This is a genomic window from Pantoea stewartii subsp. stewartii (assembly GCF_008801695.1).
Classification (GTDB): Bacteria; Pseudomonadota; Gammaproteobacteria; order Enterobacterales; family Enterobacteriaceae; genus Pantoea; species Pantoea stewartii.
This window is the reverse complement of record NZ_VZPF01000007.1, coordinates 31,104-42,881: the sequence shown is the minus strand read 5'-3', so window position 1 is coordinate 42,881 and position 11,778 is coordinate 31,104. Positions and strand designations below refer to the sequence as shown.

Sequence of the window (11,778 nt, the reverse complement as noted above, 5' to 3'; positions counted from 1 at the left end):
GCACATGCAGGGTGTTTTTTTGATCGCATAGCACGTTAGTCATTGCCGAAACGGGCGACGGTGCTTGCAGCAGCCAGCGCATGCCCTTTAAGTTTACTCAGCAGTTGATCATGCGTTAAACCGGCTTCAAGCGCAGACGGCGGCAGGTCTGTGGCAATAAGCACAAAGTTGTAGTGATGAAGCCCAGATCCCACAGGGGGACAAGGACCATAATAGTGCGCCGTACCCGGTGAATTCTTACCGCCGGTATAGCCTTTCCCCTGCGTCAGTTCGCCCTGAGCAAATGCGCTGCGTTCAGCGGCAATGTTGTACGCCACCATGTGCGTAACCCCGAGCCCTTTTGCGCCAACAGGATCGGTCATCAGCAAGGCAAAGCTTTTTGTGCCCGCCGGTGTTTCGGACCAGTTGAGTTCAGGAGAAACATTCTGCCCGGTACAGGCTGGCTTACTTTTATCTGCGCCCGCGAACTTCTTATCCAGCACGCCGTTATCACTAAAATCTTTTGACTGCAGCGTCAAAGCCAATGCCGCAGGACTCAAACAAATTAATAGCAGAGAAATCAGTTTATTCACCGGGTACTCCTGTGCGAAACCGTATTGAGAGGAGGTAAGCGTGAGGCACGTTGCCGTAAACAGTATATGTCGCAAAGCCTGGCTGTGCAGAAGCATGAGGCGCTATGAAAGCGAGGGCTGTCATCAGCATGAAGGCTTACAGTAAGCGCGAGCATGCTGTTACATAATCGCCTGAACTTTCGACGATTTCACCATGAAATCGCCAGCTCACCTTGTCTGCTCTACGGTTTACCTTCTTAGAAGGGCATTGTTTTTTTATTTACACAAAAGGTCTGATACTTGATCTAAGTCACAAAAAACCGCATGATCGTAACAAATCATGAATCAGGGATAAGGGCTCAAATGACACTTTATCAACACATGTTGGTTTTCTACGGCGTGGTTGCTTTTGTTGCCGCGCTCATTACGTTTTTTATCGCCCGCGACAAACTCAGCATTAAATTACTGAGTGCCTTTCTGGTGGGTGCAACCTGGCCGATGAGTTTCCCCGTCGCCCTTATGTTCGCGTTGTTTTAAGGCCTTTCTCCTGCCCGTGCCGGCTGGCTTTTCCTGATCGCTTTTCTCTCTGCCAGACGTTTTCCTGCACAAGCCTGTGCGTGATATCGCACCTGTTCCGCGCAGTCTGCTTTACATACGGACGCCATCCTTTTACAGATGGCGCGCGCCCTGCCTGCCGTAATCGGGATGCTTTTACCGCGCCGTTGCCCCCTCCTCCTGAGGTTGTTGTTTTGCCAGCGTACGTGCCAGTATCGTTGAATACAGCGGTGTACCGCCGAAATACTGTGCAGAGAGTGTCGCACCGAGACAGGTAATAATCATCGGCAGGATCAACTGATAATTGTTGGTCATCTCCAGTACCAGAATAATCCCGGTGAGCGGTGCCCGAACAGAAGCGGCAAACAAGGCGCCCATGCCTGCTACGGCAAACGTCGCGGCTTCAAGATGATAGGCAGGGAACAGGTTAACGCACAGTTGCCCCACGCAGGTACCCAGTAAGGTGCCCAGCGTCAGCATGGGGGCGAAAATGCCCCCTGGGGCACCAGAGGCAAAACACAGTAGCGTGACGACCGCCCGCAATAAAAATAAGGACAGTAAGGCAATCGACGTATAGTTTCCTGCGGTAAAGTCGGGGATGAGCGTAATCCCGCCGGTTACGCCCTGGGGCAATATCAGCCCCAGTAAGCCACATAAGCCGCCCAATATCGCCCCACCCAGGACCCAGCGTGATGTTCGTCCCTGATGCAACCTTTGAAACAGATCCTGAAGGGTAAATATCAGGCGATTAAAAGCGACGCCACAACCGCCAAATAAAATCCCCAGCAGTAAATATAACCAGAGCGTCTGGATCGGAGCATCTTTTAACTGACCGATATTGATAATGGGCTGATTACCGTTCAGCGCAAGAAAAACGATGCTTGAGGTACTGACGCCTACAAACACGGCTTTAATGGAGATAAGGCTAAAGCGGAACTGCAGACGCATTTCTTCAATGATAAACAGAATGCCCGCCAGCGGTGCATTAAAGGCTGCGGCCAGACCTGATGCGGCCCCGGTAGCCAAAATAGTGTGGCGGGATTCAGAGGAGCGCATGCGAAAGATATCGAGGCACATGCGCCCGATGTTACCACCAATCTGAACCGTCGGGCCTTCACGACCCAGCACCATGCCAGAACCAATTGCGCCAAGTCCGCCAAAGAATTTAACCGGCAACACGCGCCACCAGCGCACCGGCCTCAGTTCTTCCAGCGCACCTTCGATTTCAGGAATGCCCGAACCGCCTGCTTCCGGCGCAAAGCGCCTGACAAGAAAATAGCCTGTCGCGGCCAGCACGGCGGAAAAAATAAAAGCGTAGCAGCCAAGAAGAAAGACATTATTTTCATGCTGGCTCAGCCAGTTGACCCGCGAATGAATCACCCAGCCAACGGCTTTATCAAACGCCACCGCGGTTAGGCCAGTCAGCACACCCACCAGCGCGGCCATCAGCAGCAACGCGGCCGGTGTTTTGTCTCGACGTATAATATATTGCAACAGACGGAGCCGACGAGGCCGAAAAATCCCATGTCGGTTTGAAACAGAAGCGCGCATGCCTGACCTCAAATATCCTGCTGAAAACTGACGACCCAAATTAAATCGAGAGGTTAGCGTATTTGCAGCATTATTCCTCGCTTTTATTTATCTCTGGATTTTACTACGCCAGCAACGCCTGCTGTTCTGCCACTCGCCACCCGCGAAGAACATGATTTCAGGATGTGCACGGCAATTTTATCCATAAACCATTGATTTGCGCCTGAAGGGCGCTCATCATCCTGCGCCATCATCGCTTATTCTGGAGTGAAACGTGTGACCACGCTGAGTAATGCCTTGTTGGAAGAGGTTCTTGAACAGGTTCGTCCCTTAATTCATCGCGGTAAGGTAGCCGATTATATTCCGGCACTGGCCGACGTCGCTGCCGATCATTTAGGTATTGCCGTCTGTCTGCGTGACGGCACAGTCTTTCAGGCGGGTGATGCTGAAACGCGCTTTTCCATCCAATCGATTTCTAAAGTCCTCTCCTTAACTGTTGCACTGACGCGCTATGAGGATGCGGAGATATGGCAACGCGTGGGTAAAGAGCCCTCAGGTCAGCCGTTCAATTCACTGGTTCAGCTTGAACTTGAGCAGGGAAAACCGCGTAATCCTTTTATTAACGCCGGCGCGCTGGTGATCTGTGATTTGCTTGAAACGCGTCTTACAGCACCGCGCCAGCGTATGCTTGAGATTATCCGTCAACTGAGCCAGCAACCTGATATTCAGTACGATCGTCATGTTGCGCGTTCAGAGTTTGAACACTCAGCCCGTAACGCGGCTATCGCCTGGTTAATGAAGTCATTTGGCAATTTTGACAACGACGTGACCAACGTGATGCAGACCTACTTTCACTACTGCTCATTGTCCATGAACTGTATTGAACTGGCCCGCAGTTTTATTTACCTGGCAAACCAGGGAAAAACGCTTGACGGTTCGGCGCTCATCACGTCCCGTCAGGCCCGACAAATCAATGCCTTGATGATCACCAGTGGCATGTACGATGGGGCGGGTGAATTTGCCTGGCGTGTCGGCATGCCCGCTAAATCGGGCGTTGGTGGCGGTATTATTGCCGTGGTCCCGGGCGAAATGAGTATAGCGGTATGGTCACCCGGGCTGGACAGTGCAGGCAACTCGCTGGCAGGCACTGCCGCGCTGGAGTGCCTGACTGACAGGCTGGGCCGCTCAATATTCTGACTCAGCTGACAACATTTACAGGTCGGTTTTGCTCAAAGCCAGCCAGATTGACCATGATGCCTTGCAACAAATTGTGCATACCACTTTTGCTTGCCCAGGCAATATGCGGTGTGACAAGCAGATTCGGCACATCGGCCTGAAGCAGAGGATGATCGGCTGGCGGCGGCTCACTGCTCAGCACATCCAGTGCCGCTCCGGCTATCGTGCCCTGTTGCAATGCCTCCGCCAAATCAGCTTCATGAATCAGACCGCCACGCGCTGTGTTGATCAACAGCGCATGGGGTTGCATCTTATTCAGGGTTTCACTGTTAATCAGATGCCGGGTTTGTTCGCTCAGGGGACAATGCAGCGAAATCACATCGCTTGCGGCCAGCATCTCGTCAAAACTTACATAGCCCTCACGCACCCTGGTGCTGTCCCTGCGTTCGGCAAAGCACACCTTCATGCCGAGCGCCTGTGCCAGCCTGCCCACGGCGATACCAATGTCTCCTTTTCCCACAATGCCTAATGTTGCCCCCGCAATATCCTGAATCGGTGAACGGTGAAAACAAAAATGAGAAGAGGCAGGCCATACTTCACGCGTGAGCGTCGCGTATTCCACTATCTGGCGACGCAACGCAAAAATAAAGGCGATCACGCATTCTGAAACGCTTTGCGTTGAATAGCCGGGGATATTACTCACGACGATTCCACGTTCCCGACACGCCGGAATATCAATGCAATCAAAGCCCGTGGCGGTGACGCAGATGTAGCGCAGGTCAGGAAGCTGCGCCAGCGTCGCCGCACGCAGCGGGACTTTATTAGTGATGGCAATCGTTGCGCCCTTTAACGCCTCAATAATCTCATTGTCGTGCGTTTCTTCACGAAAACACCAGTCGCTGCACCAGTCAGGTTGAGGAGGAGGGACGGGCAGCGTGCCGCCATCAAGCGTTACGATTTTCATGACGTATCCTTTATCACGTTTTGCGGATGAATAATGTTGCTCAAATGTATGGCAGCAGTAACAGATAAGTTATTCTTAATATCTAATTAAGTGAAGGTGTTCAAAAGGTGCTAATTTTTTGGGGCAAAAAGGCATTTCTTTTAACCCTAAACTCTCTGACGCGTTACACTGCCGCCTCTATCGTGTACCCGACTACCGCCGTTCAGATGATTAACGCCACCCATTATAATCGACAACGTTTTACCGCCTGTCTTGCGATACTGGCGGTACTGCTGTTGTTCATTGCACCGATGGTATCCAAAAATCTGGCTGAAAATCGTGACGCGATGGCGATGTCCGACATGTCGATGCTGGATCAGCATAACGATATGATCATGGCCGACATGCCGATGGGGGATCACCATAGCGATATGGCCATGGGCGATCACAGCATGATGATGAGTGCCTGTGGTTACTGCGATCTGCTGGTCCATATCCCCTTTATGCTGTGGGTGTTTATTCCGTTCATCTGGTTAATGTGTTTAATTAGCCGGGCCCCACCGACTCCCGATACGTTTTGCCCTCTGTTACCGCGCCACAAGCGGGTTTACCGGCAGCGCGCCCCACCATTGCAAATGCGCGCCTCAGCTTAATGTGATCTTTTCTTCTTCGTCATCCACGAAGAAGAAAAGCCCGGTATTCTCGAAATATGGAATCGCTATGAGTGTTTCACAAGAAATAACATCGCCGCCGCGCGGCACGGTACTGAATGTTTTGCGCCGTTTGCATTTTTACATTGGCCTGTTTATTGCGCCGTTTATTTTTATTGCGGCATTAACCGGCACGCTTTATGTCCTGACGCCACAGATAGAAAACGTAATTTATAAAGATGCGTTAACCGCGGAGCCTGTGGGTGCCACTCAGCCGCTGTCCGCTCAGATTGCTGCGGCGCGGCGATATGTTGGTGATGCGCGGATTTATGCGGTACGGCCTGCGCCCGGCGCTCATGACACCACTCGCGTGCAATTTACGGATGCACAGTCAGGCCCATCAGAGTCACGCTCTGTTTTCATCGATCCTTATACGCTTCGCGTCAAAGGTGATATGACCGTATACGGCACCAGCGGCGTGTTACCTCTGCGGATGTGGCTTGACCAGATGCATCGTGGACTGCTTCTGGGGGATGTTGGCCGCAACTACAGTGAACTCGCGGCGTCGTGGTTGTGGGTAGCGGCGCTGGGCGGGATCGTGTTGTGGTCTGGTACCCGGCCCCGGCGTCAGGTAAAAACGCGCAAGACGGGTTTTGCACTGACACGATACTGGCATATTACGCTGGGCCTGGTGTTATCTCTGGGGTTGATCTTTTTCTCCGTTACGGGATTGACCTGGTCGCAGTGGGCCGGGAGCAATATTGATAAAATGCGTAGCGATCTTGGCTGGCTGACACCGCAGGTCAGAACGGCATTAAACGGGGCTGCACCCTCTGCGCCTGCCGATCCCCACGCCGATCATCATTCCGACATGGACGGCATGGTGATGGAGACTTCAATGCCGGGTCATCATGCCAGTATGCCCGCCGTATTCAATCAGCCGGACGCGGACTGGGACAGCGTTGAACACGCCGCGCGCCTGGCCGGTTTACACGCTGCCAAAATTGAGCTGCGCCAGCCCAAAAACCCTGACCAGGCCTGGACGGTCAGTGAGATAGATCGTCGCTGGCCGACGCAGGTCGACTCGGTATCCGTAAATCCGCATGACTTCAGCATTGTTGATCACGTTGAGTTTGCCCGTTTCCCGCTGGTCGCAAAACTTACGCGCTGGGGCGTGGATGCGCATATGGGCGTGCTGTTTGGCTTACCCAATCAGTTGCTTCTCGCGTTCTTTGGTTTTGGTTTGTGCGCCATGATCGTGCTCGGCTACCGCATGTGGTGGATTCGACGCCCGGCACTGCCGCAGGCCAATCCAGTGCAAACGCTGCTCGCGGCCTGGCTGGCGTTACCCCGCTATCTTCAGGGCTCAAGCCTGATTCTCGCCATGGCTCTGGGTTATGCGTTGCCGCTGATGGGCGTCAGTTTAGTGGTCTTTGTGCTGCTGGATCTGCAACGCTGGCGTAAAGCGCAGCGTGCGGTACGCCAGGTGGTCGCTACGCCGGAAGATCAACAATCGCCGCTGGCGATTGTGCAGTCCCGTTTTGCAGTAAAGCGTAAAGAGATGCGCTATTTCCTGCGCAGTGTCGCCATTCTCGCCATTATTGTCGGAACGGTGATGGCTCGCGCCATGGTGAGTGGTGTAATTGAGCAATACAATATTCCGTTCAGCGACTGGACCGCGATGATGTATATCACGCAGGCCTTGATGATTTTGCTTTATACAACAGTGTTTACAGGCTTAATGTCCATTCCGCTCTGGTACTTCTTCCTGGGTGAAAGCGACGAGCAAGGTAAATAAACAATGTCGCCCGCTAAAAGCGGGCGACATTGCTGTCAGGCATAATAACGTTTTGTCCGTTCAGTGATGATGGATAACATGGGCACGTTGTAGCGCATGTTTAAACTGCCGCACATCCTCGCGTAACCAGTTACGCTGCGTCAAAGGCAGATGCTCCAGCCCCTCAGGCAACGGCACCCCATATAACGCCCCACGATTGCAAAGCGCTCTGACCAGGCTTGTTTGCGAAATACCCAGATAGGTCGCCATTTCGGGTAATGTCATAAACTCTGCATGCATGTTCACCTCCCAACCTGTCGTTAATGCTGCATTTTTGTTCAATTCAGGGCAGTTCTTATTGATCTGCGTCATATACACGCATTAAACAGACGAAAGAGGGAGAAAGTTGCTAAGCTGGAAGTTCTCCTGAAGACAACATGAGAAGACCACGTGCAACGTTATGGATTGATGGTGCTTTTTCTTGTTTCCTGTTGGTCTCATGCTCACACATTTACGATGGGCAAACCTGTTCCGGCCGTTTCTGTCGCAGATAAAGGTGAAATGCAGTTACGCAACGGTCAAATTCACTACCAAACCTGGAACAGTCAGTCACTTACAGGAAAAGCCCGTTTACTTATTCATGTGGCTGGCCGGTTATCGGCTAAAGAGCAGTCCGCAGGCCTCATCAGCGCCATTCAGCAGGCCAGTCTGCCGGAAAATACCTTTCAGACAACCACCATCGTTAATACCGACGATGCGCTGCCGGGCAGCAGTATTTTTGTGGTTAACAGCATTCGCGCCAGTAAAAAAGCGTCGCCGTGGCAGCAGTTCATCATTGACAGCAGTGGCCTTGCCCGCCATCGCTGGCAGCTTAAACCGGGCGGGGCGGCGGCAATTGTTCTTGACGCACAAGGCAATGTGCAATTTGCCAAAGACACTCCCCTGAGCGCGGATGACATTTCGCAGATTATTTCGCTATTACGGGTGCTGACGCGCTGAAGAACGATCCAGGTGATTAAGGCCAGTCCGGCAGAGGGCAGTGACGGAGGTTGATGAATTTCCCCTCTTTTCTTAAAGCTCAACTAGTATTAATTATATGGGTTTAGCCCAATAAAAACTGAAAACCCGAACGGTAAAAAAACGGGTAGCCCTGCCAACGATGCTCTGGCAGTTAAAGTGTCTTTTAAAATGGCATCGCACGTTTTAGCGTTGTCGTAAATGTATCCGTTAATAAGGACAGCCCGAATGATGGTCTGCGCAAAAAAACACGTTCACCTTACTGGCATTTCGGCTGAGCAGTTGCTGGCTGATATCGATAGCCGCCTTGATCAGTTACTGCCGGTTCAGGGTGAGCGGGATTGTGTGGGTGCCGCGATGCGTGAAGGCACGCTGGCACCGGGCAAACGTATTCGTCCGATGCTGCTGTTATTAACAGCGCGCGATCTTGGCTGTGCGATCAGTCACGGGGGATTACTGGATTTAGCCTGCGCGGTTGAAATGGTGCATGCTGCCTCGCTGATTCTGGATGATATGCCCTGCATGGACGATGCGCAGATGCGTCGGGGGCGTCCCACCATTCACACGCAGTACGGTGAACATGTGGCGATTCTGGCGGCGGTCGCTTTACTCAGCAAAGCGTTTGGGGTGATTGCCGAGGCTGAAGGTCTGACGCCGATAGCCAAAACTCGCGCGGTGTCGGAGCTGTCCACTGCGATTGGCATGCAGGGTCTGGTTCAGGGCCAGTTTAAGGACCTCTCGGAAGGCGATAAACCCCGCAGCGCCGATGCCATACTGCTAACCAATCAGTTTAAAACCAGCACGCTGTTTTGCGCGTCAACGCAAATGGCGTCCATTGCGGCCAACGCGTCCTGCGAAGCGCGTGAGAACCTGCATCGTTTCTCGCTCGATCTCGGCCAGGCCTTTCAGTTGCTTGACGATCTTACCGATGGCATGACCGATACCGGCAAAGACATCAATCAGGATGCAGGTAAATCAACGCTGGTCAATTTATTAGGCTCAGGCGCGGTCGAAGAACGCCTGCGACAGCATTTGCGCCTGGCCAGTGAACACCTTTCCGCGGCATGCCAAAACGGCCATTCCACCACCCAACTTTTTATTCAGGCCTGGTTTGACAAAAAACTCGCTGCCGTCAGTTAAGGATGCTGCATGAGCCATTTTGCGGTGATCGCACCGCCCTTTTTCAGCCATGTTCGCGCTCTGCAAAACCTTGCTCAGGAATTAGTGGCCCGCGGTCATCGTGTTACGTTTTTTCAGCAACATGACTGCAAAGCGCTGGTAACGGGCAGCGATATCGGATTCCAGACCGTCGGACTGCAAACGCATCCTCCCGGTTCCTTATCGCACCTGCTGCACCTGGCCGCGCACCCACTCGGACCCTCGATGTTACGACTGATCAATGAAATGGCACGTACCAGCGATATGCTTTGCCGGGAACTGCCCGCCGCTTTTCATGCGTTGCAGATAGAGGGCGTGATCGTTGATCAAATGGAGCCGGCAGGTGCAGTAGTCGCAGAAGCGTCAGGTCTGCCGTTTGTTTCGGTGGCCTGCGCGCTGCCGCTCAACCGCGAACCGGGTTTGCCTCTGGCGGTGATGCCTTTCGAGTACGGCACCAGCGATGCGGCTCGGGAACGCTATACCACCAGCGAAAAAATTTATGACTGGCTGATGCGACGTCACGATCGTGTGATCGCGCATCATGCATGCAGAATGGGTTTAGCCCCGCGTGAAAAACTGCATCATTGTTTTTCTCCACTGGCACAAATCAGCCAGTTGATCCCCGAACTGGATTTTCCCCGCAAAGCGCTGCCAGACTGCTTTCATGCGGTTGGACCGTTACGGCAACCCCAGGGGACGCCGGGGTCATCAACTTCTTATTTTCCGTCCCCGGACAAACCCCGTATTTTTGCCTCGCTGGGCACCCTGCAGGGACATCGTTATGGCCTGTTCAGGACCATCGCCAAAGCCTGCGAAGAGGTGGATGCGCAGTTACTGTTGGCACACTGTGGCGGCCTCTCAGCCACGCAGGCAGGTGAACTGGCCCGGGGCGGGGACATTCAGGTTGTGGATTTTGCCGATCAATCCGCAGCACTTTCACAGGCACAGTTGACAATCACACATGGTGGGATGAATACGGTACTGGACGCTATTGCTTCCCGCACACCGCTACTGGCGCTGCCGCTGGCATTTGATCAACCTGGCGTGGCATCACGAATTGTTTATCATGGCATCGGCAAGCGTGCGTCTCGGTTTACTACCAGCCATGCGCTGGCGCGGCAGATTCGATCGCTGCTGACTAACACCGATTACCCGCAGCGTATGACAAAAATTCAGGCCGCATTGCGTCTGGCAGGCGGCACACCAGCCGCCGCCGATATTGTTGAACAGGCGATGCGGACCTGTCAGCCAGTACTCAGTGGGCAGGATTATGCAACCGCACTATGATCTCATTCTGGTCGGTGCCGGTCTGGCTAATGGCCTTATCGCGCTCCGGCTTCAGCAACAGCATCCGGATATGCGGATCTTGCTTATTGAGGCGGGTCCTGAGGCGGGAGGGAACCATACCTGGTCCTTTCACGAAGAGGATTTAACGCTGAATCAGCATCGCTGGATAGCGCCGCTTGTGGTCCATCACTGGCCCGACTACCAGGTTCGTTTCCCCCAACGCCGTCGCCATGTGAACAGTGGCTACTACTGCGTGACCTCCCGGCATTTCGCCGGGATACTCCGGCAACAGTTTGGACAACATTTATGGCTGCATACCGCGGTTTCAGCCGTTCATGCTGAATCGGTCCAGTTAGCGGATGGCCGGATTATTCATGCCAGTACAGTGATCGACGGACGGGGTTACACGCCTGATTCTGCACTACGCGTAGGATTCCAGGCATTTATCGGTCAGGAGTGGCAACTGAGCGCGCCGCATGGTTTATCGTCACCGATTATCATGGATGCGACGGTCGATCAGCAAAATGGCTACCGCTTTGTTTATACCCTGCCGCTTTCCGCAACCGCACTGCTGATCGAAGACACACACTACATTGACAAGGCTAATCTTCAGGCCGAACGGGCGCGTCAGAACATTCGCGATTATGCTGCGCGACAGGGTTGGCCGTTACAGACGTTGCTGCGGGAAGAACAGGGTGCATTGCCCATTACGTTAACGGGCGATAATCGTCAGTTTTGGCAACAGCAACCGCAAGCCTGTAGCGGATTACGCGCCGGGCTGTTTCATCCGACAACCGGCTACTCCCTACCGCTCGCGGTGGCGCTGGCCGATCGTCTCAGCGCGCTGGATGTGTTTACCTCTTCCTCTGTTCACCAGACGATTGCTCACTTTGCCCAGCAACGTTGGCAGCAACAGGGGTTTTTCCGCATGCTGAATCGCATGTTGTTTTTAGCCGGACCGGCCGAGTCACGCTGGCGTGTGATGCAGCGTTTCTATGGCTTACCCGAGGATTTGATTGCCCGCTTTTATGCGGGAAAACTCACCGTGACCGATCGGCTACGCATTCTGAGCGGCAAGCCGCCCGTTCCCGTTTTCGCGGCATTGCAGGCAATTATGACGACTCATCGTTGAAG

At 53.4% G+C, this 11,778-nt stretch carries 13 protein-coding genes; 8 read left to right on the top strand and 5 right to left on the bottom strand.

Annotated elements, in window-relative coordinates; all coding sequences use genetic code 11:
- Nucleotides 1-35: 35 nt before the first annotated feature.
- The gene (locus F7Q90_RS03190; RefSeq protein WP_006122060.1) at nt 36-572 is read right to left on the bottom strand and encodes a YbhB/YbcL family Raf kinase inhibitor-like protein; all 537 of its coding nucleotides are present in this window, start codon (nt 570-572) and stop codon (nt 36-38) included.
- A 342-nt stretch (nt 573-914) separates the two neighbouring features.
- On the opposite strand from F7Q90_RS03190, the gene F7Q90_RS03185 reads away from it, so the two are divergent.
- Nucleotides 915-1,088: a GhoT/OrtT family toxin gene (locus F7Q90_RS03185; protein ID WP_006122059.1), complete on the top strand. Its 174-nt coding sequence runs from the start codon at nt 915-917 to the stop codon at nt 1,086-1,088.
- A gap of 174 nt (nt 1,089-1,262) precedes the next feature.
- Here the strand turns inward: F7Q90_RS03185 and clcA are convergent, their stop codons facing one another.
- Together clcA and F7Q90_RS26580 are read right to left on the bottom strand one after the other, a co-directional pair.
- Entirely contained in the window at nt 1,263-2,657 is a 1,395-nt protein-coding gene (gene clcA / locus F7Q90_RS03180; RefSeq protein WP_006122058.1) for a H(+)/Cl(-) exchange transporter ClcA, read from the bottom strand.
- Nucleotides 2,658-2,740: 83 nt separating this feature from the next.
- A complete protein-coding gene (locus tag F7Q90_RS26580) occupies nt 2,741-2,890 on the bottom strand; it encodes a hypothetical protein (protein WP_155489655.1) in 150 nt (49 codons plus the stop codon).
- 22 nt (nt 2,891-2,912) lie between these two features.
- Between F7Q90_RS26580 and glsB the strand changes: the two genes are divergently transcribed.
- Nucleotides 2,913-3,833: a glutaminase B gene (gene glsB / locus F7Q90_RS03175; RefSeq protein WP_006122057.1), complete on the top strand. Its 921-nt coding sequence runs from the start codon at nt 2,913-2,915 to the stop codon at nt 3,831-3,833.
- A 1-nt stretch (nt 3,834) separates the two neighbouring features.
- On the opposite strand, the gene F7Q90_RS03170 is transcribed toward glsB, so the two are convergent.
- A complete protein-coding gene (locus F7Q90_RS03170) occupies nt 3,835-4,776 on the bottom strand; it encodes a D-2-hydroxyacid dehydrogenase (RefSeq protein WP_006122056.1) in 942 nt (313 codons plus the stop codon).
- 206 nt (nt 4,777-4,982) lie between these two features.
- Here F7Q90_RS03170 and F7Q90_RS03165 point away from each other — a divergent pair, with 206 nt between their 5' ends.
- Together F7Q90_RS03165 and F7Q90_RS03160 are read left to right on the top strand one after the other, a co-directional pair.
- Nucleotides 4,983-5,408: a DUF2946 domain-containing protein gene (locus F7Q90_RS03165; RefSeq protein WP_006122055.1), complete on the top strand. Its 426-nt coding sequence runs from the start codon at nt 4,983-4,985 to the stop codon at nt 5,406-5,408.
- Between the two features lie 67 nt (nt 5,409-5,475).
- The gene (locus tag F7Q90_RS03160) at nt 5,476-7,203 is read left to right on the top strand and encodes a DUF2534 family protein (protein ID WP_006122054.1); all 1,728 of its coding nucleotides are present in this window, start codon (nt 5,476-5,478) and stop codon (nt 7,201-7,203) included.
- 60 nt (nt 7,204-7,263) lie between these two features.
- On the opposite strand, the gene F7Q90_RS03155 is transcribed toward F7Q90_RS03160, so the two are convergent.
- Nucleotides 7,264-7,467: a hypothetical protein gene (locus F7Q90_RS03155; RefSeq protein WP_377776261.1), complete on the bottom strand. Its 204-nt coding sequence runs from the start codon at nt 7,465-7,467 to the stop codon at nt 7,264-7,266.
- 183 nt (nt 7,468-7,650) lie between these two features.
- On the opposite strand from F7Q90_RS03155, the gene F7Q90_RS03150 reads away from it, so the two are divergent.
- From F7Q90_RS03150 to crtY, 4 genes are all read left to right on the top strand, one after another.
- Entirely contained in the window at nt 7,651-8,181 is a 531-nt protein-coding gene (locus tag F7Q90_RS03150; RefSeq protein ID WP_044243090.1) for a YtfJ family protein, read from the top strand.
- A gap of 246 nt (nt 8,182-8,427) precedes the next feature.
- Entirely contained in the window at nt 8,428-9,339 is a 912-nt protein-coding gene (locus F7Q90_RS03145) for a polyprenyl synthetase family protein (protein WP_006122051.1), read from the top strand.
- A 9-nt stretch (nt 9,340-9,348) separates the two neighbouring features.
- Nucleotides 9,349-10,644, top strand: a complete 1,296-nt coding sequence (locus F7Q90_RS03140) for a glycosyltransferase (RefSeq protein WP_006122050.1) — start codon at nt 9,349-9,351, stop codon at nt 10,642-10,644.
- Nucleotides 10,628-11,776, top strand: coding sequence for a lycopene beta-cyclase CrtY (crtY, locus tag F7Q90_RS03135; protein WP_006122049.1), 1,149 nt, complete (start codon nt 10,628-10,630; stop codon nt 11,774-11,776). The genes F7Q90_RS03140 and crtY overlap by 17 nt, the downstream gene beginning before the upstream one ends.
- Nucleotides 11,777-11,778: the final 2 nt, after the last annotated feature.